Raw genomic sequence first — 22569 nt, forward strand, 5'->3', positions numbered from 1 at the left:
AGTCCGCCTCTCGTGCGAACGTTGGCGCACACCCCAACACACGGAAGGACTCCCCCATGGATCCCCGAAAAGAACGCCACGCACGACGACGTGCGCGGGCGGTGGTCGCCACGGTCGGCGGCATCGCCCTCGGCATCAGCGGCATCGGCGTGGCCGTCCCCACGATCGCGACGGCCGCGACCAGCACGACCTCCTCATCGACCGCGAAGCCGCTGGCCGGCGCGACCGGGCAGAGCTCGGCGGCGACGGTGACCCTCATCTCGGGCGACCGCGTGCGCGTCACCCGCACCGCTGACGGGCAACCCACTGCGCAGCTGCTTCCCCGCGAGGACGGCAGTGTGCCGCTGTACGAGACGCACCGTGACGGCGACAGCCTCTACGTGTTCCCCGCGGGGGCGAGTGCGGCGCTCGCATCCGGTCGTGTCGACAGGGAGCTGTTCGATGTCGCCGCGCTCGTGAAGGCGGGCCTCGACGACGCGCACGCGAAGTCGGTCCGGCTGATCGCCCAGTACGACGCCGACGCCAGGAGGGTCACGGATGCCGCCCCCGCGCCGACGCCGACCGGGGCGAGCGAGGTCACTCCGCTCGCGTCGGTGAACGCGGTCGCGTACGTGGTCGCCAAGGACAAGGTCCAGGCCACCTGGGATCAGCTCACCGATCCTGCTTCGGCCGCCGGCAAGGGGCTGACGAAGGTCTGGCTGGACCGTCCCGTCGTCCCGACGATGGCGGATTCGAACGCACAGATCGGCGCTCCTGCGGCCTGGGACGCCGGCCTGGACGGCACCGGGAGCAAGGTCGCCGTGCTCGACACCGGCATCGACGCCGAGCACCCCGACTTCGCGGGACGGATCGCGTCTTCCAAGGACTTCACGAACTCGAGGTACGGCACGGATGACCTGATCGGTCATGGCACCCACGTCGCATCCACGGTCGCCGGCACAGGCGCCGCCAGCGACGGCAAGGAGCGCGGCGTCGCGCCCGGGGCATCGCTGCTCATCGGCAAGGTTCTCGGCGACGACGGCTTCGGCTACGACTCCGACATCATCGCCGGCATGCAGTGGGCCGTCGACAGCGACGCCGACGTGATCTCGATGAGCCTCGGCAGCCAGCTTCCCGCGACCACCTGCGACGATCCGATCGCTCAGGCTCTCGACCGGCTCTCCGCCTCCAGCGACAGCCTGTTCGTCGTCGCGGCCGGCAACATCGGTCCGCGCCAGAACACCGTCTCCAGCCCCGGATGCGCCGCCTCGGCGCTCACGGTGGGCGCTGTGGACTCCAAGAACGCCACGGCGCAGTTCTCCAGCCGTGGCGCCGTCGGCGGCACGCACGCCGTCAAGCCGGAGATCGCCGCACCCGGCGTCGGCATCCTCGCCGCCGCCGCAGGAGGTCGCGGTCTCGCCGCCTACCAGACGATGTCCGGCACATCGATGGCGACCCCGCACGTCTCCGGCGCGGCGGCGATCGCCAAGCAGAAGAACCCGAAGCTCACCGGTGAGGAGCTCAAGCAGCTGCTGACCTCGTCGGCGAACTCCGAGATCGCCGGCAGCGCCCAGGAGGTCGGCGCCGGAAGTCTCGACGTGGCCCGCATGCTGACTCAGACCGTCACCGCGCAGTCCTCGGTGTTCGGCGGCTCGTTCGACTTCCCGCAGACGAAGGAGTACCAGTCGAAGAGCCTGACGTACACCAACGCGAGCGCGAAGTCGGTCGACCTGCGACTGAGCGTCGAGAAGGTGACCGGCAACGACGGCAAACCGGTGAACACGCCGCTGCTCAAGCTGCCGCAGCGCGTGACCGTGCCTGCGAACGGCTCGGTCGAGGTTCCCGTGACCGTGCAGCTCGGGGCGAGGATCCCGGACAGCGCCCTCGGTGACATCACCGCGCGCATCATCGCCACCGCGGGCGCGCAGCGGGTCTCCACGGCGTTCGGCCTCTACGCCGAGGCGCCCGAGGTCTCGGTCAAGGTGAAGGTGATCGACCGCAACGGCGACATCGCCTCCGGCGCGTCATCGGTCGATCTCGTCAGCACCGACACATCCATCGGGGAGCGCCGGTACGTCGGCGGCCAGGAGCAGACCTACAAGGTCCGCCCCGGCAAGTACTTCCTCACCTCGTTCGGCGTGACCCCCACCGCCGGAACCGCAGCGAACAGCAGGGCCGTGCCGCAGTCGCTCGCCTATCTGGCACAGCCGGAGGTCGTGATCGACAAGGACACCACGATCGTCCTGGACGCAAGGCGGGCGAACCCGCTCACCACGACCACCGAGAAGCCGTCCGAGCTTCGCTCCACGACGCTCACCTTCGAGCGCATCTGGCAGGACGCATTCGTGCACGCCGGATCGATGTCGGGCTCCGCCGGCACCAAGGAGTACTACGCGCAGATCGACGGCAAGGTCGCAAAGGGCGACGGCACGTTCGAGTTCGGCAACTGGGAGAGCCGGATCGCCCCGCTGGTGTCGTCCATGACGACCTCGACGGGTATGTCCCTGCACCCGCTCTCGCCGCGATCCGGAATCGGCAACCTGGACGGCGACGGATCCGCCGACATCGTGAACGTCGGCGACGGATCAGCGGCTGAGTTCCAGGCCGCCGCAGTGTCCGGGAAGCTCGTGCTGGCACGCATCCCGGTCGGCACCAGCGACTACAGTGTGCAGACCCGGGCAGCGGCCGCCGGTGCGAAGGCGCTGCTGCTGTGGCGCGAGGACCCCGGTGCCTGGATGGCCACGAACGGCTTCAATGCTCTGCCGCTTCCGACCTACACCCTGCCTGCCTCGGAGGGCACCGTGCTCTCCGCCGCGACGGCCGCTGGTCCGGTCGCGGCCGCCTGGTCCGCCGAAGCTCAGACGCCGTACTCCTACACGCTCGGCTTCTTCTCCGACGGGCAGCTGGTCACCGCGCAGAAGCACCGGGTGTCGGATGCCTCGCTCGGCCGCATCGACGACCGCTATACGAGCATGGACGGAGCAGCGTCCGACTTCGTGCTGTCGACCTCGGTGCAGCGTCCGAGTTCCATGGCGTTCGCCATCGGAGGCTTCGAGCCGGTCGCCGCACCTTCGGAGCGGACGAACTACTTCAGCGCAGATACGACGAAGTGGTACCGCTCGATGTACTCGAGCCTGCCCTTCGGCGAAGCGATGAACGACCAGTGGCGCACCTTCTCGGCAGGCGACCACCTGACGGACTCCTGGTACGGCGGCACGGTCGCTCCCGGCATCCGCGAGGACGGCAACGGGAAGCAGCAGCTGATCGCGGAGCGCCAGGGCAACCTCATCGGCCTTGCGCCCACGGTGTGGGCCGACAGCGCCGGCCATTGGGCCGACCAGGGCGGCTTCGGCGACCTCGGCAAGATGTCGCTGAAGCGCAACGGCGAGGCGATCGGCACCAGGGCGGACCCGTTCGGCGTCTTCGAGGTCCCGTCCGAGAAGGGTACCTACGAGCTCACGCTCACCACTGAGAAGATCGGTGCTCCGGCGAAGGTCTGGAAGCGGTCGACGCTGATCGACACCACCTGGACCTTCAGCTCCGAGGAGAAGCCGGACGTGTTCAGCCAGCCGCTGGCGCTGCTGTTCCCCCGCCTCGATCTGCCCGAGGACGGCGTGAAGACCGTCGCCGCGGGCTCGGTCACCGTTCCGGCCCGGCTGCAGGCCAACCCCGGCTACGACGCCGGCGCCGTGACGGCGGCGAAGGTGTGGACGTCGGTGGACGGCGGCACCACCTGGGCCCCGGGCACGACGAAGCTCACCTCGAACGGCGCCGACCTCGTGGTGGACCACACCGGTGACGCCGGCAAGCAGGTGTCGCTGCGCGTGGAGCTCACCGACTCCCACGGCGCGAAGGTGCTGCAGACGATCACCCGCGCGTACGACGTGCGCTGATCTGTTCACGACGAAGAGGTCCGGACCGCTGACGCGGCTCGGACCTCTTCTCCCTCCCGGGCAAGGAGAAGGGCTCCCGATCATCAGATCGGGAGCCCTTCGAGTTCCGGACTCAGGCCGGAGGCTGGTTCTCGTCGCCCTCGGCCGCGGGAGGCGCAGCCGGAGCATCCGTCTGCGGCTCGGCTGCGGGAGTGCCGAAGTCGATCGCCGGAGCGTCGGCCTGCGGCGCAGCCTCAGGTGCGGCGTCCGTTGCGGGAGCGGCATCCGTCGGCGGGACCGGCGGGACCGGCGGAACCGGAGGTGCCGGGGGCGCGGGCGGAGCGGGCGGGGTCTGCGGGGCAGCCGGCGTGTCGGGCGTGCTGAAGACCGGCGGAACCGGAACGCCCGGAGCCGGTGCCGCCGGCGGAGCGAAACCCTGAGGCGGTACCGGAGCACCAGGAGCCGGAGCACCCGGGGCCGGCGGAGCGTAGCCCTGCGGTGCCGGCGGTGCGTAGCCCTGGGGAGTCGGGAAGCCCTGCGGAGCGCCGTACGCGGGAGCGGCGTTCACCGGCTGCACGGGAACACCCTGCCACACGGTGCGGTCGCCGAAGAACGCGTTCCCTGCCCACGGAGCCGGTGCGATCGCGACGTTCCAACGAGACTTGTCGAAGGCGTTGATGCCGAGCCACACGATCGAGAGGAAGATGTACAGGATCACCCAGACGCCCTCCTTCTGCAGCTTCAGGCCGACACGCCACGACGCGATGACCATCAGTGCCGCGACCGCCAGCAGCACGATCTGCCCGATGACCGGGATCCATCCCAGCAGGATGGACGCGCCGATGCCGTAGAGGACGAGCCACGGGCTCATGTCGCCGAGCTTCAGGAAGATCATTGCGTTGTAGACCGGGATCCACGCGCGCCACTTGCCCTCGACACCGGCCTTCTCGAAGATCTTCATGAGGAAGAGCGACGTGAGGATGTACCCGGCGATGGAGATGAGGAAGATGACGAAGAAGTACACAGCCAGAATGGCTGCGTAGCCTGCTCCGTAGTCGGAGTAACCCATGAGACTCACATTTCTCTGGTCTCGGGAGGCGGATCTCGCCCCCCACGGCGAAACCTGGGCTTCGCACAGGTCATGCTATCGGCGTGACTCCGGCCACGGCAACGACCGTCGCGGCGGGTTACCGCTGCGGGTCACTCGTCGACGACGAGCTCCAGCACACTGGGATCGGTGCGCCGGAGCACCACACCCTTCTCTTCGGCCCAGCGCAGCAGTGCTCCCACGCTGCCCACGCGCGGACGCGACAGCGCGAGCAGGCGCACCAGCTCCCCCTTGGACTTCTTGTTGAAGTGGTTCAGCGCACGTCCGGTCGGAGTCACCACCCGCACGTACGCCGAACTCACGGATGCGGGCACCGGGCCGAGTGCGACATAGGCCTCGCTTCGCAGGTCGAGCACGAACCGCTCCTCCGAGAGGGCCGCGCTCGTCGCGTCGGCCCAGTGCCGACGCATCGGGGGGATGCCGGGGAGCGCAGTTCCTGCAGCAAGACGGTAGGACGGGATGGGGTCGAGAGCGCCCACCGGACCGAACGGCGCCGAATGCACGAGCACGTGCGCTCCGAGCCAGCGCCGCCCGTACCCGTCCAGCGAACCGGCATCGAGTGCGTCGTAGAGCACACCCGTGTACCGGTCGATCGCCGGCATGGTCGCGGCCGTGCGCAGGACGCGGTTGTGCTCGACGTCACCGGCCTGGCGATCGCTCAGCTTGAGCACGCGCTGCGAATGCGCGGCATCCGCTGACAGCGCGATCAGCGCATCGACGGTCTGGTGACGTGTCGGGGCGAGCGAGGGCAGCGCGAGGGCGTCGAGATCGAGCGGCGCCCCCGTTCCGCCCGATCGCTTCGTCTCGGACGGCGGCAGCAGGATCCGCATGGACGGCCCCTTCCCGGAATGGTCTGCAGACGACTCCGCCCCGGGACCCTGAGCGGGAACCGGGGCGGAGACGTGAATACGGATGTCAGGCGATCAGCGCGGCGTTTCCGGCCACGATGGTGAGCTCATCGCCCTCCATCGACAGGAATCCGTCCTGCGCGTTGGCCAGCACCTTGGTGCCGTCGAGCTCGGTGATGCGGACCTCGCCCTTGGCGAGGATCGCGAGCACCGGCTCGTGACCGCTCATGATGCCCATCTCGCCCTCGACGGTCTTGGCGACGACGAGGCTGGCCTCGCCCGACCAGATCTCCGCCTCGGCGGAGACGAGATTGACCTTCAGAGCCATGATCAGGCGTTCTCCTTCTGGATCTTCGCCCACTGCTCTTCGACGTCGGAGATTCCACCGACGTTGAAGAAGGCCTGCTCGGCGACGTGGTCGAAGTCACCGCGGGCGATCGCGTCGAACGACTCGATGGTCTCCTTCAGCGGCACCGTCGAACCCTCGACACCGGTGAACTTCTTCGCCATGTAGGTGTTCTGCGAGAGGAACTGCTGGATCCGGCGCGCGCGGGCGACGATGATCTTGTCCTCTTCGGAGAGCTCGTCGACACCGAGGATCGCGATGATCTCCTGCAGCTCCTTGTTCTTCTGCAGGATCTGCTTGACCGTGGTGGCCACGCGGTAGTGGTCCTCGCCCAGGTAGCGGGGGTCCATGATGCGCGAGGTCGAGGTCAGCGGGTCGATCGCCGGGTACAGACCCTTCGAGGCGATCTCGCGGGAGAGCTCGGTGGTGGCGTCGAGGTGCGCGAACGTGGTCGCCGGAGCCGGGTCGGTGTAGTCGTCGGCCGGCACGTAGATCGCCTGCAGCGAGGTGATCGAGTGACCACGGGTCGAGGTGATGCGCTCCTGGAGCACACCCATCTCGTCGGCGAGGTTCGGCTGGTAGCCCACGGCGGAGGGCATGCGGCCGAGCAGCGTCGACACCTCGGAGCCCGCCTGCGTGAAGCGGAAGATGTTGTCGATGAAGAGCAGCACGTCCTGCTTCTGCACGTCGCGGAAGTACTCCGCCATCGTCAGCGCCGAGAGGGCGACGCGCAGGCGCGTCCCCGGCGGCTCGTCCATCTGGCCGAACACGAGGGCGGTCTTGTCGAAGACACCCGCCTCTTCCATCTCGGCGATGAGGTCGTTGCCCTCACGCGTGCGCTCGCCGACACCGGCGAACACGGACACACCACCGTGATCCTGCGCGACACGCTGGATCATCTCCTGGATGAGGACGGTCTTGCCGACGCCCGCACCGCCGAACAGGCCGATCTTTCCACCCTGCACGTACGGGGTGAGGAGGTCGATCGACTTGATGCCGGTCTCGAACATGGTGGTCTTCGACTCGAGCTGGTCGAAGTTCGGCGCCTTGCGGTGGATCGGCCAGCGCTCGGTGATCTCCACCTGCTCGCCCGGCTCCGCGTTCAGGACCTCGCCGATGACGTTGAAAACCTTGCCCTTGGTGACGTCGCCGACCGGGACCGAGATGGCCTCGCCGGTGTCGCGCACCTCCTGGCCGCGGATCATGCCGTCGGTGGGCTTCAGCGAGATGGCGCGCACGAGGTCGTCGCCGAGGTGCTGAGCGACCTCGAGCGTGATCTCGGTGGACTCGTCGCCGATCGTGATCGTGGTCTTGAGGGCGTTGTAGATGTCGGGGATCGAGTCGTGCGGGAACTCGATGTCGACGACCGGGCCCGTGACGCGTGCGACGCGCCCGACGACCGCGGTCGCGGCTTCAGCCGTTGCGGTGGGGGTCATATCTTCGTCTCTCTCTTGAGGCTTACTTGCTCGACGCCAGGGCGTCGGCGCCGCCGACGATCTCGGCGATCTGCTGCGTGATCTCCGCCTGACGCGCGTTGTTGCGCAGGCGGGTGTAGTCGGTGATGAGCTTGTCGGCGTTGTCGCTGGCCGACTTCATCGCCTTCTGCGTCGCGGCCTGCTTGGCGGCCGAGGACTGCAGAAGCGCGTTGAAGACACGGCTCTGGATGTACACCGGCAGGATCGCGTCCAGCACGGTCGCGGCATCCGGCTCGAACTCGTACAGCGGGTAGACGGTGCTGCCCGCCTCCGAGGCGTCGGCCTCGGAGATCTCGAGCGGAAGCAGGCGGCGCGCCGTCGGCTCCTGCGTCATCATGCTGACGAAGCGGTTGAACACCAGGACGATCTCGTCAACGCCGTTGTCGGCACCGCCGCGCAGGAACGCCTCCTGCAGGACGTGCGCGATCTCCTCGGCGGTCTTGAACGAGGGCGTGTCGGTGTCACCCGTCCACTCCGCGGCCGCGGTGATGCCGCGGAACTGGAAGTAGCCGACGGCCTTGCGGCCGACCAGGTAGTAGACCGGCTCGCTGCCCTTGGACCGGATCTGCTCGCCCTGCTCGAGGGCTTCGCGGATCACCTGCGAGTTGAACGCACCCGCAAGCCCGCGGTCGCTCGAGAAGATCACGACCGCGGAGCGGCGGATCGTCTCGGACTCACGGGTGAGCGGGTGGTCGACGCTGGAGTGCGTCGCGACGGCGGACACGGCCCTCGTCACGGCCTGCGCGAAGGGAGAGGACGCCTTGACGCGTGCCATCGCCTTCTGGATGCGCGAAGCCGCGATGAGTTCCATCGCCTTCGTGATCTTCTTGGTCGTCTGAGCAGAAGAGATCTTCTGCTTGTAGACCCGGAGTTGAGCGCCCATGAATGCGTATCCCCCGCGCGTTACGCGCGGCGACCCTTGACGATCTTCTCCTGGTCGACCTCAGCGGCGTCCTCGGCCGAGACCTGCTCGTTGCCGGGTGTGCCCAGGGCCTGGCCCTTGCCGCCGGCGAACTCCAGGATGAAGGCGTCAGTCTGCTTCTCGAGCTCGGCGACGGTGGCGTCGTCGAGGACGTTGGTCTCACGCAGCGTGTCGAGAACCTTCGTGTTGCGACGCAGGTAGTCGAGCAGCTCGCGCTCGAAGCGCAGCACGTCGGGCACGTCGATGGTGTCGAGCTTGCCGTTGGTGCCGGCCCAGATCGAGACGACCTGCTCCTCCACCGGGTACGGCGAGTACTGCGGCTGCTTGAGCAGCTCGGTCAGGCGCGCGCCGCGGGCCAGCTGACGACGCGAGGCCGCGTCGAGGTCGGAGGCGAACATCGCGAAGGCCTCGAGCGAGCGGTACTGCGCGAGCTCGAGCTTCAGCGTTCCGGAGACCTTCTTGATCGACTTGACCTGAGCGTCACCGCCGACTCGCGAGACCGAGATACCCACGTCGACAGCGGGGCGCTGGTTGGCGTTGAACAGGTCGGACTGAAGGAAGATCTGGCCGTCGGTGATCGAGATCACGTTGGTCGGGATGTACGCCGAGACGTCGTTCGCCTTGGTCTCGATGATCGGCAGACCCGTCATCGAACCGGCGCCGAGCTCGTCGGACAGCTTCGCGCAGCGCTCGAGCAGACGCGAGTGCAGGTAGAAGACGTCGCCGGGGTATGCCTCGCGGCCCGGCGGGCGGCGGAGCAGCAGCGACACGGCGCGGTAGGCCTCGGCCTGCTTCGACAGGTCGTCGAAGATGATCAGGACGTGCTTGCCGCCGTACATCCAGTGCTGGCCGATGGCCGAGCCGGTGTAAGGGGCCAGGTACTTGAAGCCGGCCGGGTCGGATGCCGGGGCGGCGACGATCGTCGTGTACTCCAGGGCGCCGGCCTCTTCCAGCGCGCCCTTGACGGAGGCGATGGTCGAGCCCTTCTGGCCGATCGCGACGTAGATGCAGCGGACCTGCTTGTTCGTGTCGCCGGACTCCCAGTTGGCCTTCTGGTTGATGATCGTGTCGATCGCGAGAGCGGTCTTGCCGGTCTGGCGGTCGCCGATGATCAGCTGGCGCTGACCGCGGCCGACGGGGATCATGGCGTCGATGGCCTTGACACCGGTCTGCAGGGGCTCATGCACGCTCTTGCGCTGCATGACGCCGGGCGCCTGCAGCTCGAGCGCGCGGACGCCCTCGGTGGCGATCTCGCCGAGTCCGTCGATCGGGTTGCCGAGCGGGTCGACCACGCGGCCGAGGTAGCCGTCGCCGACCGGGACCGAGAGGACCTCGCCGGTGCGGGTGACCTCCTGGCCGGCCTCGATGCCGGTGAAGTCGCCGAGGACGACCACACCGATCTCGTGCTCGTCCAGGTTCAGTGCGAGGCCCTTGGTGCCGTCCGCGAAGGTCACGAGCTCGTTCGCCATCACACCGGGCAGTCCCTCGACGTGCGCGATGCCGTCGGCGGCGTCGATGACCGTGCCGACCTCGGTCGCAGCGGCCGAAGTGGGCTCGTATGCGGCGGCGAAGTCCTTCAGCGCGTCACGGATGACGTCGGGGCTGATCGATAGTTCTGCCATTGTCTTCCCTTTGTATCTGGTGGCGCGGTCAGCCCGCGCAAAGTCTTGAGTCAGCCCGCGAGCTTCTGTCGGAGGTCGGCGAGCCGCGCGGAGATGCTGCCGTCGATCACGTCGTCGGCGACCTGCACGCGCAGGCCTCCCACCACGGTGGGGTCGACGACCACGTTCAGCGACACGTTCGAGCCGTACCGCCGGGTCAGCGCCTGGCTGAGGCGCGTGTGCTGATCCGCCGAGAGCGGCGAAGCCGTCTGGACCGTGGCAACCACCGCGCCGCGCTGGGCGGCGACGATGCTCATGGCACGACTCAGCAGCTGGCGCACGCGACGCTCCCGAGGCTGACGCACCAGCGACGAGACGATCAGCTCGGTCGCCGCACTGGTGCCGCCGCCGAGCACCCGCTTGACCAGACCGGCCTTCGCCGTGCTGTCACCCAGGCGACTGCCCAGGGCCAGCTCGAGCTCGGGGTTGTCGGCGATGACTCGCGTCACCGCGAACAGCTCTCCGGAGAGGTCTGCGTTCGGCTCACCGATAGCCGCGGCGCGAACCGCGAGCTCCTCGATGCCGTCCACCAGGTCGGCGGCCGAGGACCAGCGCTGCGACACGGCGACACGGAGCACTTCACGCGTCGGCTCAGAAGCCTGCGCGAAGACGTCCGTTGCCACCTTCGCGCGGGCCTCTGCGGGCACCGACGGGTCGGCGAGCGCGCCGCTCAGCTGAACGGACTCATCGATCAGGCGCGCGACGGCGAACAGTTCGCCGGCGACGTCTACCGTGATCCCCTTCATCGAGGCCAGAGCGTTGGCGGTGGTCTCGAGCGCCTGAGTGGTCGCGCTGCCCATTACTTGGCCGCCGTCTCAGAGGCCTCGAGGTCGGCCAGGAAGCGGTCGACCACCGCGGCTGCTCGCTTGTCGTCGGACAGCGACTCGCCGACCACGCCACCGGCGAGATCGATCGCGAGAGTGCCGACCTCGCTGCGCAGCGAGACGAACGCCGACTGGCGCTCGGCCTCGATCTGCGAGTGCGCGGCAGCGGTGATGCGCGCAGCCTCCGCAGTCGCGGAGTCCTTGGCCTCGGCGACGATCTTCTTGCCGTCCTCGCGGGCGGCGTCGCGGATCGTGCCGGCCTCGGCGCGAGCCTCGGCGAGCTGGCGGGTGTACTCCTCCAGCGCGGCCTCTGCCTGCTTCTGCGCCTCGTCGGCCTTGGCGATGTTGCCCTCGATCGCTTCGGAGCGCTCGTCGAGCATCTTCGTCAGCTTCGGGATGGCGACCTTCCAGAACACCACCAGGATGATGACGAAGCAGACCGCGGACCAGAAGAGGTCATAGGGCGCCGGCAGCAGCGGGCTCGGAGCCTCCTCCGCGGCAGTGACAAGAGTGCTCAGCATCCTGTCTCCTTACGTGTGAGGTGGCGGATCAGAAGCCGAAGATGAAGCCGGCGGCGATACCGACGAAGGCGAGCGCCTCGGTGAAGGCGATACCGATCCACATCAGGACCTGCAGGCGACCGGCCAGCTCGGGCTGACGGGCGACGCCCTCGATCGTCTTGCCGACGACGATGCCGACGCCGATGGCCGGGCCGATGGCGGCGAGGCCGTAACCGACTGCGGCGAGCGAGCCGCTCACATCGACGGTGACAGCAGCGAGAACCGTAGTTGCGTCCACGGGGGTTTTCCTTTCGGTTGGTGGGCAGGCGGAAGCCTGTCCCCTTTAGTGCTCTTCAGCGACCGCGAGCTGGATGTAGACCGCGGTCAGGACGGCGAAGATGTAGGCCTGGAGGACAGCCACCAGGATCTCGAACAGAGTGAAGGCGAGGCCGAACGCGCCGGTGGCGACGCCGAGCGCCGACCAGAGGCCGCCCATGCCGAACATGAAGAACGACGTGGCGGAGAACAGCAGCACCAGCATGAGATGCCCGACGATCATGTTCATCAGCAGTCGCAGCGTCAGCGTCACGGGACGGATGATGAACGTCGACAGGAACTCGAGGATGGCGACGAACCACTGCAGCGCGACCGGGATGCCCGACGGGAACAGCGAGGCCTTGACGAACCCCTTGGGGCTCTTCTTCACACCCGCGTAGATGAACGTCACGTAGGAGACGATCGCCAGCAGCAGCGGCACCGCGATGACGCTCGTGCCGGCGATATTGATGCCGGGGATGATGCCCGTGATGTTCATGAACAGGATCATGAAGAACATCGTCATCAGGATCGGGAGGAAACGGTCCCCGTCCTTGCGGCCGAGCAGGTCGTGCGCGATGTTGTTCCGCACGAACCCGAAACCCATCTCGATGATGCTCTGGAAGCGACCGGGGATCATCTTCAGACGACGCGTTCCGATGAGGAACAGCACCACGAGGACGACCGTGGCGAGGATCTGCGCGAGGTTGATCCGCGTGATCGCGAACGGCGTGCCTTCGAACAGCAGAACCGGGGGGAAGAACTCCCAGATCGACGGAGGATGGAACGTCGGATCCTCAGCGGCTGCTGCGATCAGAGTCACGGCTTGAGTCAACGTTGCGGCTCCAGCTTCGTCTGCACCAATGGGCATCGGCGCGAAGGGGACGGATGGTCGTCACCCGCGATCTCACCGGGGCACAAGGCTACTCAGCGATCTCTCAGCGGGGACTTCTACAGCCTAGCAAACTTGTGCGCCAGCTCACGAATCCGATTGATCTTCAGTTGATTCCGGCAGTGTGACGTCGCTGACGTTCGGCATCCTGGAGCGGCTCATCACGATGACATCGATGATGAGCGTGACGACGATGCCCGCGACGATCGCGAAGAAGAGCACCTGCGGCTGGATCCACGGCTGGCCGCGCAGCAGGGCGAGCACCACCAGGAAGATCACGAACTTGAGCAGCCAGCCGCCGAGCACCGCACCGAAGAAGATCGGCACGTAGAGATCGTCGCCGTACCAGCGGTTCGCGATCAGGATGCTGATCGCTGTGATGGCGAGGAACACCGCGGACAGCAGCACGCCCACGAGCGCGCTGATCAGCCCCTCCTGCCCTGCGACGGCCCATCCGATCAGGGCGCCGAGAACGGCGAGGACTCCGGTGGCGATGGCGCTGAGGATCAGGGTGCGGCGCAGCAGCGGCGTGCTGGTCGGCCTGGCGGGGGTGTTCATGACTTCTCCGGTGTGGGGTGCTTCGGATGGGACGGGTAGAAGGTGACCACCAGGCAGGCGATGACGCCGACGGCACCGAAGACGACGCCGACGAGATAGCCGCCCGGCCAGTCCTCACGGGTGGCGATGTACATCAGAAGCACCGCGATCGAGATCACGGCGGTCCAGGCGTAGAAGATCAGCACGGCGTCGCGGTCGCGATGACCGAGATCGAGCATCCGGTGGTGCAGGTGCAGGCGATCGGGCGAGAACGGCGACTTCCCCGCGCGCATGCGCCGGAAGACGGCGAGACCGAAGTCCAGCAGCGGCAGGATGACGATCACGAGCGGCAGCAGGATCGGGATGAACGCACCGAGCAGCTGCGAGCGGCCGAACTGCTCCGGGTCGAAGGCTGTGGGGGGCATCTGCCCGGTGAGCGCAACCGCCGAGGTGGCCATCAGCAGCCCGATCACCAGCGCGCCGGAGTCTCCCATGAACAGCTTCGCCGGACTCCAGTTCAGCGGCAGGAATCCGAGACAGGCGCCGATGAGCACGGCGGCCAGGAACGTCGCGAGGTTGAAGTAGCTCGACGCGCCGGAATCACGGGTGAGGGTGTACGCGTAGATGAAGAACACACCGTTGGCGATCAGGCAGACGCCTGCCACGAGACCGTCGAGGCCGTCGATGAAGTTCACCGCGTTCATCACCACGACCAGCGCGAGCATCGTCACCCCGATGCTGACCCAGCTGGAGACGAGGATCATCTCGTCGAAGGGGAGCGAGAGGATCTGCAGTCCCCCGCCCACGGTGATGATGCCGGCGGCGAGGAACTGCACGCCCAGCTTGATGAACCAGTCCAGGTCCCACAGGTCGTCGAGCACGCCCACGACCGCGATCAGCGCGGTGGCGCCCAACACGGACCACATCGTGCTCGGAGGCACCCACATGATGTCGAAGAACGGGTTCGCCGCCGAGGCGGCGATGGCCGCCACGATGCCGAAGAAGATGGCCACGCCGCCCAGTCGCGGCGTGGGTGTGGTGTGCACGTCCCGTTCACGGATGCCGGGATAGAGCTTGTACTTCAGGCTCAGCTTCCAGACGGCCCAGGACAGCGCGAACGTGATCGCCGCCGTCAGGATGACCGTGAACAGGTACTGCTTCACGCGGCGCCGTCCGGAGCGGTCGTTCCGTCGTCGACGCCCTCCTCCGGCGCTCCTCCGTCCTTCACGGGCTCCTGTTCCGCAACGGTGTCGGCCGGCGACATCTCGGGCTCGAGCAGGTCGCCGAGCACGGCGGCCAGCCGCTCCCTGCTGATCGCGCCGTCGCGCAGGACCCGAACACGCGGGTTCTCGGCGGACGGATCGGCCAACGACGTGCAGTCGATGATCGTGGAAGCGATGCCGTCCGCACTGAGCCCGCCGTCGAGATAGACCGACACGCTGTCGCCGAGCATCTCCTCGGCGTCGGCCGCCGAGATCGCCACGTCCTTGCCGGTGAGGTTCGCGCTCGAGACGGCGAGCGGTCCGGTCTCCTCGAGCAGTTCCAGGGCGATCCGGCGATCCGGCATCCGCACCGCGACGGTGCCGAGCGTGTCGCCGAGATCCCACGCCAGCGACGGCTGCGACGGCAGGATGATCGTCAGGCCGCCTGGCCAGAACTCGTCGACCAGCTGCTGCACCGGTCCGGGGATGCTCTCGACCAGCGCCGCGAGAGCGGCCTGCCCGGAGACGAGCACGGGCGGCGGCATGTCGCGGCCTCGCCCCTTGGCCTCGAGGAGGCGGCGCACGGCCGCCGGCGAGAACGCATCGGCGGCGACGCCGTAGACGGTGTCGGTGGGGAGGACGACGAGCTCGCCCCTGGCGATGGCCTGACGGGCATGGCGCATACCGGCGAGGAGCTCGGCCTCATCGCTGCAATCGAAGACGGTAGACATGGCGGCCTCAGTCTACGCGGGCGGTGACGCGCCGCTTATCCCTCGGATGTGAGCCGGTCACGGCTTCAGCGCCGTGGTCGCACGGTCGCGTCGGGTGAGATCCGGATGCGTCGCCGCCGCACGCCATCCGTCGGCGGTCAGGATGCCGCGGATGGCATCGCCCTGCAACTCGCCGTGCTCGAGCACCAGGAGCCCGCCCGGGTGGAGCAGTTCGAGCGCGCGGCGGCTGATCACCCGCACCACGTCGAGACCGTCCGGTCCGCCGTAGAGCGCCTTCGCCGGATCGAACAGGCGCACCTCCGGGTCGCGCGGGATCGCGTCGTCCGGCACGTACGGCGGATTGGAGATCACGACGGAGACGGCGCCGCGCAGCTCGTCGAAGGCCGTGGCGAGATCGCCCTGCACGAGAGTCAGATTCTCGGCATCCGCGGTGTTCCGCGCCGCCCACCCGAACGCGGCGTCCGAGAGCTCGACCGCGAAGATCCTGGCCTGCGGAACCTCTGTGGCCATAGCCATCGCGATGGCGCCGCTGCCGGTGCCGAGATCGATGCCGATCGGCTCCGGATCCGGCACGCTGACGAGCGCGTCGATCGCGAACTGCACGACGAGTTCCGTCTCGGGGCGGGGCACGAACACCCCGGGCCCGACGGCGAGTTCGAGTTGACGGAAGGGGGCTGTGCCGGTGAGATGCTGCAGCGGCTCTCTCGCGGCACGGCGCTCGGTGAGCGCCTCCAGCTCCACGGCATCCTGCTCGGAGATCGAGTCGCCACGCAGCGCGGCGGCCTGCACTCCCCCGCGCGACAGCCCGAGCACATGCCCCACCAGCAGCTCGGCGTCGACCTGAGGGTCGGGGACACCGGCCTCCGCGAGCTGCTGGGCGACGGCGCGCAGCAGCGCGGAGAGGGTGTCTGGCATGCGTCCAATTCTAGGAGGAGACACATTCCGTCATCGTTCGGAGGCCGAGAAGTAGGCTGGTGCCGCTCTCGCTCCTTGCATCGAAAGGTCGACCCATGTCCGGTATCCATTCCGAGATCACCTCCACGTTCGGCAACACTCCGCTCGTGCGCCTGAACCGGCTCACCGAGGGCCTGGGCGCGACCGTCCTGGTCAAGCTGGAGTCGTTCAACCCGGGATCCAGCGTGAAGGACCGCATCGGCATCGCGATCATCGACGCAGCGGAGGCATCCGGTGAGCTGAAGCCCGGCGGCACGATCGTCGAGGCCACCAGCGGCAACACCGGCATCGCCCTCGCCATGGTCGGCGCTGCGCGCGGCTACCGCGTGATCCTCACCATGCCGGCGTCGATGTCGAAGGAGCGCCGCGTTCTGCTGAAGGCCTACGGCGCCGAGCTCGTGCTGAGCGACCCGACCAAGGGCATGAGCGGCGCGATCGAGGCCCTCCAGGAGATCATCGAGAAGACGCCGGGCGCCGTCTGGGCCCGCCAGTTCGAGAACGCCGCGAACCCGAAGATCCACTTCGACACCACCGCTCAGGAGATCCTGCGCGACACCGACGGGTCCGTCGACATCTTCATCGCGGGCGTCGGCACCGGCGGCACCGTCACCGGTGCGGGCAAGGGCCTGAAGGCTGCGAAGCCCGACGTGCAGGTCATCGCCGTCGAGCCGAAGGACTCCCCGCTGCTCTCCGAGGGTCGTGTCGGTCCCGCCAAGATCCAGGGCATCGGCCCGAACTTCGTGCCGGCTGTGCTGGACCGCGACGTCATCGACGAGATCATCACCGCAGACTTCGACGAGTCGCTGGCCACCGCACGCGCCCTCGCCGCCAAGGAGGGGCTGCTGGTCGGCATCTCCAGCGGCGCCGCGGTCGCACAGGCGCTGAAGGTCGCCGCCCGTCCCGAGAACGCGGGCAAGACCATCGTCGTGATCGCACCCGACACCGGCGAGCGCTACATCTCCACCGCGCTGTTCGAGGACCTGCGCGAGGACTGATGCCGGTCCCTGGCATGACATGGGCCGGGCGGATGCGCGAGGACATCGCCGCCGCCCGGCTTCGTGATCCCGCCGCGCGCAGCGCGGTGGAGATCGCGGTGCTCTACCCCGGCCTGCATGCGATCTGGGCGCATCGGGTGAACCACGCGCTGTGGAAGCGCGGTCTGCGCTTCCCAGCACGACTCGGCTCCCAGCTCACCCGCTGGCTCACGGGGATCGAGATCCATCCCGCAGCGGTCATCGGTCGACGCTTCTTCATCGATCACGGCATGGGGGTCGTGATCGGCGAGACCGCCGAGATCGGCGACGACGTCATGCTCTACCACGGAGTGACGCTCGGCGGCCGCACCAGGGACGCCGGCAAGCGGCATCCCACCCTCGAGGACGGTGTGCTCGTCGGTGCCGGCGCGAAGATCCTCGGCCCGATCGTGATCGGCGCGGGCACGGCGATCGGCGCCAACGCGGTGGTCACGAAGGATGCCCCGGCCGACTCGGTGCTCACCGGAGTGCCCGCCAAGGTGCGTTCCCGCGTGCCCGGCGAGAACCTCGCGCACCTGCTCTCCGCTCCCGAGTACCTGATCTGAGCCCCGCCTCTGGACGATATTGACTCCTAGACAATAGGATGCGTCGCAATCGAGCAAGGAGGCTCAGATGGCGACTCCCCAGCCGCGCGCCGCGCGGGATCACCGCTTTTCCCCGTCCAGATTCAACGCCCGACCGCTCCGCCGACGATGGCTCGCCGCCCTCGCCGCGGCATCCGTCCTCGTCACCGGAGCGGTCGCCGCACCGGCGGCGGCCCCACCGGCATCCGCCGCGCCGGCATCGGTCCCGCAGGCTGCGGCAGAGGGCGCGTGGTGGGACGCACCCGACCGCCCCTCCCCCGACGCCGAGCTGAACGTCACCGGTGCGCCGTTCACGGGCACCGTGAAGGGCGAGGTGCGCGGGCTGGTCGACGCGCACACGCATCTCAACTCGAACGAGGGCTTCGGCGGCCGGATGATCTGCGGCGCGCCGTTCTCACCGGATGGCATCGCCGCCGCGCTCAAGGACTGCCCTGAGCATTACCCCGACGGACGCCTCGCGATCTTCGAGAGCCTCGTCAGCGGGATCGACCACCACGACCCCGTCGGCTGGCCCACGTTCAAGGACTGGCCGCAGACCGCCTCGATGAGCCACCAGCAGTCCTACTACGCGTGGATCGAGCGCGCCTGGCGGGGTGGTCAGCGCGTGCTGGTGAACGATCTGGTCACCAACGGCGTCATCTGCTCGCTGCCGATCATGCCGAAGGACCGCTCCTGCGACGAGATGACGGCGATCCGGCTCGAGGCGAAGAAGGTGCGTGAGATGGAGTCCTACATCGACACCATCTACGGCGGCCCCGGCAAGGGCTTCTTCCGCATCGTCACCTCACCCGAGCAGGCCCGACAGGTCATCGAGTCCGGGCGTCTCGCCGTGGTGCTCGGCGTGGAGACGTCCGAGCCGTTCGGCTGCAAGATGATCCTCGACGTCGCCCAGTGCAGCAGGTCCGACATCGACAAAGGGCTCGCCGAGCTGCAGTCGCTCGGTGTGAGCAGCATGTTCCTGTGCCACAAGTTCGACAACGCCCTGTGCGGCGTGCGCTTCGACGAGGGCACTCAGGGCACCGTCATCAACATCGGGCAGTTCTACTCGACCGGCACGTTCTGGCAGACCGAGCAGTGCACCGGCGCCATGCACGACAATCCGATCGGCGGCGCCAGCGTCCCCGAACTCGAGGACGATCTTCCGCCAGGTGTGGAGGTTCCCACATACACGGCCGGAAAGAACTGCAACACGAGGGGCCTCACGTCGCTGGGTGAGTACGCGCTGAAGGCGATGATGGCGCGGAACATGATGATCGAACTGGATCACATGAGCGTCAAGGCCGCGTCGCGCAGCCTCGACATCGTGGAGGCCGCAGGGTACCCGGGTGTCCTCTCCAGCCACAGCTGGATGGACGAACGGATGGTCTCGCGCCTGTACGCGCTCGGCGGCTTCAAGACCGGCTACCCGGGCGGTGCCGAGGGCTTCGTCTCGGAGTGGAAGCGGGATGCCCCAGCCCGAAGCGCCGCCGGCGGAGGCTACGGCTTCGGTCTCGACTTCAACGGCGTGGGCAGCCATCCCGGACCGGACGCCTCCCCCACCAAGATCGCCTATCCCTTCTCCGCCGCGGGCGGCGTGAAGCTCGACCGCCAGGTGACCGGCGAGCGCACGTTCGACCTCAACACCGACGGATTCGCGCACTACGGCCTCCTGCCGGACTATGTCGAGCAGATCCGGCTGGCCGGCGGCAAGGCGGTCGTCGACGACCTCATGCGCGGTGCCGAGGGCTATCTGCGCACCTGGGAGAGGACGAAGGGCTACAGATCGGGGCAGAACCTCGCCACAGGGAAGTCGGCGATGGCGAGCACCTCGGAGTGGAACCCGATCTACAGCTACCAGGCGGGCCAGGCTGTCGACGGCTCGACGTCCACCCGCTGGGCCAGCAAGGACTGGGACGGCAACCCGCAGTGGCTCGGCGTCGACCTGGGAGCCAGCGTGCCCGTGGGTCGCGTCACCATCAACTGGGAGAAGGCGGCCGCGAAGGCCTACGAGGTGCTGGTCTCCGATGACGCGAAGAACTGGCGGCCCGTGTGGTCCACGACCACGGGCGACGGGGGCCTGGACACCGCGTCCTTCGAGCCGACCGCGGCCAGGTACGTCCGCGTGAGCATGACCCAGCGCACGACGAACTACGGCTACTCGATCTGGGAGCTCGGCGTCTACGGCGGCTGAACCCCGCGGGGCGGGTGCCGGCCGGCACCCGCCCCGCGTACTCTCGGGAACATGCACTGGGTGCTGCACGTCGACCTCGACCAGTTCATCGCGGCGGTCGAGGTGCTGCGGCGCCCCGAGCTCGCGGGTCTGCCGGTGATCGTCGGCGGCCGCGGCGATCCGACCGAGCGCGCGGTGGTGTCCACCGCGTCGTACGAGGCGCGCGCGTTCGGCGTCGGATCGGGGATGCCGCTGCGCATCGCGGCCCGCAAGGTTCCGGACGCCGTGATCCTCCCTGTCGACGCTCCGGCGTACCTCGCCGCGTCCGAAGAGGTGATGGCCGAGCTGCGCGCGCAGCCGGGCGCCGTCGTGCAGGTGCTCGGCTGGGACGAGGCGTTCGTGGGAGTCGACACGGATGACCCCGAGGCCTTCGCGCGCGGCATCCAGCAGGCCGTGCTCGCGAGGACCTCGCTGCACTGCAGCGTCGGCATCGGGGACACGCTCGTGCGCGCCAAGATCGCGACGGGATTCGGCAAGCCGCGCGGGGTGTTCCGGCTCACGACGGAGAACTGGGACGAGGTGATGGGCGACCGCCCGGTCATCGAGCTGTGGGGCGTCGGCTCGAAGGTGTCGAAGCGCCTGCTGTCCCTCGGCATCCGCACCGTCACCGAACTCGCCGACGCGCCGGAAGACGCCCTCACGGCGGAATTCGGCCCGCGGATGGGGCTGTGGTATCGGGAGCTCGGCCGTGGCGGCGCCTCGGCCGTGGTCGACGACACGCCCTGGGTGCCCCGCGGGCACAGCAGGGAGACGACCTATCAGACCGATCTCGTTGACCGCACCGAGATCGAGCTCGCGGCGCTCGCCCTGCTCGACCAGGTGCTCTCGGATGTCCGTGAGGACGGACGCGCCGTCGTGGGCCTCGGACTGAAGGTGCGCTACGCGCCGTTCACGACGAAGACGTTCACCAGGCGCGTGCCCATGACCACCGATCGCGAGGCCGTGGTGGCGAAGGCGCGCGAGATGATCGAGCGGATCGACCCCGAGCGGCCGGTGCGGCTGCTCGGCATGCGTGCCGAGATGGCCATGCCCGAGGATGCGAGGGACGGGCACACGCCGACGCGCGGCGGATGGTGAGCGCTCAGGAGACCTCGACCAGGCCGCCGCTGTGCACCGGACGGATCTCGACCGCGCCCCCGGCGAGCACGGCGGGGTTGTGCCGTGCCAGGCGCGCCGCCTCGTCGATGTCGGCGGCCTCGATCACGTAGAAGCCCGCGACGATGTCACCGTCAGGCCGATGCACGCCCTCGACGTCGCCCGTCCGCCTGACCGTCTTCGCGAACTCCTTGGGTGTGAGGGCGTAGGCGAGGCTCATCCTGCCGCTGGCGACGAGCGCCTCGTAGTCGTCATCGCACTCCTTCAGCTCCTCCGGCGTCGCATCGGGAGCGTGGGCGGAGTCGGAGACATGGATGAGGACGGCGAACTGCGGCATGGCATCTCCTGAAGTCGAGGAACAGGCAGAGCCTAGCCCCTGACTCCGACGAAGGAGACGACCTCCGTCGTCAGGAGCCGACGGCGCCGAGGCGCTCGGCCTCGTCCGCCTCGATGCAGGAGGCGATCACCGGGGCGAGCGCGCCGTCCATCACCTGGTCGAGGTTGTACGCCTTGTACCCGGTGCGGTGGTCGGCGATCCGGTTCTCGGGGAAGTTGTACGTGCGGATGCGCTCGGATCGGTCCATGCCGCGGATCTGGCTCTTCCGCGCATCGGATGCCGCCGCGGCGAGCTCCTCCTGCTGCTTGGCCAGCAGACGGGCGCGCAGCACTCGCATGCCGGCCTCGCGGTTCTGCAGCTGCGACTTCTCGTTCTGCATCGACACCACGATGCCGGTGGGCACGTGGGTGATGCGAACGGCGGAGTCGGTGGTGTTCACGGACTGGCCGCCGGGGCCGGACGAGCGGAACACGTCGATCTTCAGATCGTTCTGATCGATCTGGATCTCCTCGGGCTCGTCGACCTCGGGGAACACCAGCACGCCGGTGGTGGAGGTGTGGATGCGCCCCTGCGACTCGGTGGCGGGCACGCGCTGCACCCGGTGCACGCCGCCCTCGTATTTCAGGTGCGCCCAGACGCCCTGAGCAGGATCGGTCGAGGATCCCTTGATCGCGACCTGCACGTCCTTGTAGCCGCCGAGGTCGGACTCGTTGCGCTCCAGCAGCTCGGTCTTCCACCCCATGGATGCCGCGTACTGGATGTACATCCGCAGCAGGTCGGCGGCGAACAGCGCCGACTCGGCCCCGCCCTCCCCCGCCTTGATCTCCATGATGACATCGCGGGCGTCGTCCGGATCGCGTGGGATCAGCAGCCGGCGCAGCTTCTCCTGCGCGGCCGACAGCCCCTCCTCGAGCGCGGGCACCTCGTCGGCGAACGCGCTGTCCTCGCGTGCCAGCTCGCGTGCGGCATCCAGATCATCGGATGCCGCCGACCAGGCGTCGTACGCCGTGACGATGCGCGAGAGCTCGGCGTAGCGCCGGTTCACACGCTTGGCACGCGCGGCGTCGGCGTGCACCGCCGGGTCGGAGAGCTCCTCCTGCACCCGGCGATGCTCGTCGATGAGGCCTTGGACGGACTCGAACAC

The 22569-nt window shown here is 68.4% G+C and carries 21 protein-coding genes; 5 read left to right on the forward strand and 16 right to left on the reverse strand.

Annotated features, from left to right (window positions below):
• Window positions 1-56 precede the first annotated feature (56 nt).
• Window positions 57-3872, forward strand: a complete 3816-nt coding sequence (locus tag ACFVDO_RS04700; protein ID WP_378857913.1) for a S8 family serine peptidase — start codon at window positions 57-59, stop codon at window positions 3870-3872.
• A gap of 112 nt (window positions 3873-3984) precedes the next feature.
• On the opposite strand, the gene ACFVDO_RS04705 is transcribed toward ACFVDO_RS04700, so the two are convergent.
• The 14 genes from ACFVDO_RS04705 to prmC form a co-directional block, all read right to left on the reverse strand.
• Window positions 3985-4920 (reverse strand): hypothetical protein, encoded by a 936-nt coding sequence (locus ACFVDO_RS04705; RefSeq protein ID WP_378857912.1) that lies wholly within the window; start codon window positions 4918-4920, stop codon window positions 3985-3987.
• Between the two features lie 131 nt (window positions 4921-5051).
• A complete protein-coding gene (locus tag ACFVDO_RS04710; protein ID WP_378857911.1) occupies window positions 5052-5789 on the reverse strand; it encodes a YaaA family protein in 738 nt (245 codons plus the stop codon).
• 85 nt (window positions 5790-5874) lie between these two features.
• Window positions 5875-6135: a F0F1 ATP synthase subunit epsilon gene (locus ACFVDO_RS04715; protein WP_378857910.1), complete on the reverse strand. Its 261-nt coding sequence runs from the start codon at window positions 6133-6135 to the stop codon at window positions 5875-5877.
• Window positions 6136-6137: 2 nt separating this feature from the next.
• Complete coding sequence (gene atpD, locus ACFVDO_RS04720) at window positions 6138-7589, reverse strand: F0F1 ATP synthase subunit beta (RefSeq protein WP_378857909.1); 1452 nt, start codon at window positions 7587-7589, stop codon at window positions 6138-6140.
• Window positions 7590-7611: 22 nt separating this feature from the next.
• On the reverse strand, window positions 7612-8511 hold the full coding sequence (locus ACFVDO_RS04725) for a F0F1 ATP synthase subunit gamma (RefSeq protein WP_378857908.1): 900 nt from the start codon (window positions 8509-8511) through the stop codon (window positions 7612-7614).
• 20 nt (window positions 8512-8531) lie between these two features.
• Entirely contained in the window at window positions 8532-10172 is a 1641-nt protein-coding gene (atpA, locus tag ACFVDO_RS04730; protein WP_378857907.1) for a F0F1 ATP synthase subunit alpha, read from the reverse strand.
• A gap of 50 nt (window positions 10173-10222) precedes the next feature.
• Window positions 10223-11011, reverse strand: coding sequence for a F0F1 ATP synthase subunit delta (locus ACFVDO_RS04735; RefSeq protein ID WP_378857906.1), 789 nt, complete (start codon window positions 11009-11011; stop codon window positions 10223-10225).
• Window positions 11011-11556, reverse strand: a complete 546-nt coding sequence (locus ACFVDO_RS04740) for a F0F1 ATP synthase subunit B (RefSeq protein WP_378857905.1) — start codon at window positions 11554-11556, stop codon at window positions 11011-11013. Before ACFVDO_RS04740 ends, ACFVDO_RS04735 begins: the two co-directional genes overlap by 1 nt.
• Window positions 11557-11584: 28 nt before the next feature.
• Window positions 11585-11833 (reverse strand): ATP synthase F0 subunit C, encoded by a 249-nt coding sequence (atpE, locus tag ACFVDO_RS04745; RefSeq protein WP_378857904.1) that lies wholly within the window; start codon window positions 11831-11833, stop codon window positions 11585-11587.
• Window positions 11834-11878: 45 nt separating this feature from the next.
• On the reverse strand, window positions 11879-12721 hold the full coding sequence (gene atpB, locus ACFVDO_RS04750; RefSeq protein ID WP_378857903.1) for a F0F1 ATP synthase subunit A: 843 nt from the start codon (window positions 12719-12721) through the stop codon (window positions 11879-11881).
• Window positions 12722-12829: 108 nt separating this feature from the next.
• The gene (locus tag ACFVDO_RS04755; RefSeq protein ID WP_378857902.1) at window positions 12830-13300 is read right to left on the reverse strand and encodes a hypothetical protein; all 471 of its coding nucleotides are present in this window, start codon (window positions 13298-13300) and stop codon (window positions 12830-12832) included.
• The gene (locus ACFVDO_RS04760; protein WP_378857901.1) at window positions 13297-14442 is read right to left on the reverse strand and encodes an MraY family glycosyltransferase; all 1146 of its coding nucleotides are present in this window, start codon (window positions 14440-14442) and stop codon (window positions 13297-13299) included. Before ACFVDO_RS04760 ends, ACFVDO_RS04755 begins: the two co-directional genes overlap by 4 nt.
• A complete protein-coding gene (locus ACFVDO_RS04765; RefSeq protein ID WP_378857900.1) occupies window positions 14439-15212 on the reverse strand; it encodes an L-threonylcarbamoyladenylate synthase in 774 nt (257 codons plus the stop codon). Before ACFVDO_RS04765 ends, ACFVDO_RS04760 begins: the two co-directional genes overlap by 4 nt.
• Window positions 15213-15269: 57 nt before the next feature.
• Window positions 15270-16127: a peptide chain release factor N(5)-glutamine methyltransferase gene (prmC, locus tag ACFVDO_RS04770; RefSeq protein WP_378857899.1), complete on the reverse strand. Its 858-nt coding sequence runs from the start codon at window positions 16125-16127 to the stop codon at window positions 15270-15272.
• Between the two features lie 95 nt (window positions 16128-16222).
• On the opposite strand from prmC, the gene cysK reads away from it, so the two are divergent.
• The 4 genes from cysK (at window position 16223) to ACFVDO_RS04790 (ending at window position 21070) form a co-directional block, all read left to right on the forward strand.
• Entirely contained in the window at window positions 16223-17161 is a 939-nt protein-coding gene (gene cysK, locus ACFVDO_RS04775; protein ID WP_378857898.1) for a cysteine synthase A, read from the forward strand.
• Window positions 17161-17745, forward strand: coding sequence for a serine O-acetyltransferase EpsC (epsC, locus tag ACFVDO_RS04780; RefSeq protein WP_378886832.1), 585 nt, complete (start codon window positions 17161-17163; stop codon window positions 17743-17745). The genes cysK and epsC overlap by 1 nt, the downstream gene beginning before the upstream one ends.
• A gap of 67 nt (window positions 17746-17812) precedes the next feature.
• Window positions 17813-19954 carry a discoidin domain-containing protein gene (locus ACFVDO_RS04785; protein ID WP_378857896.1) on the forward strand — a complete coding sequence of 714 codons (2142 nt, stop codon included), beginning with the start codon at window positions 17813-17815 and terminating at the stop codon, window positions 19952-19954.
• A 51-nt stretch (window positions 19955-20005) separates the two neighbouring features.
• Window positions 20006-21070: a DNA polymerase IV gene (locus tag ACFVDO_RS04790; protein ID WP_378859913.1), complete on the forward strand. Its 1065-nt coding sequence runs from the start codon at window positions 20006-20008 to the stop codon at window positions 21068-21070.
• Between the two features lie 4 nt (window positions 21071-21074).
• Here ACFVDO_RS04790 and ACFVDO_RS04795 read toward each other — a convergent pair whose 3' ends face one another.
• Window positions 21075-21425, reverse strand: a complete 351-nt coding sequence (locus ACFVDO_RS04795) for a YciI family protein (protein ID WP_378859911.1) — start codon at window positions 21423-21425, stop codon at window positions 21075-21077.
• A gap of 70 nt (window positions 21426-21495) precedes the next feature.
• The gene (prfA, locus tag ACFVDO_RS04800; RefSeq protein WP_378859910.1) at window positions 21496-22569 is read right to left on the reverse strand and encodes a peptide chain release factor 1; all 1074 of its coding nucleotides are present in this window, start codon (window positions 22567-22569) and stop codon (window positions 21496-21498) included.

The organism is Microbacterium sp. NPDC057741 (assembly GCF_042798735.1).
In the GTDB taxonomy this organism is placed as follows: domain Bacteria; phylum Actinomycetota; class Actinomycetes; order Actinomycetales; family Microbacteriaceae; genus Microbacterium.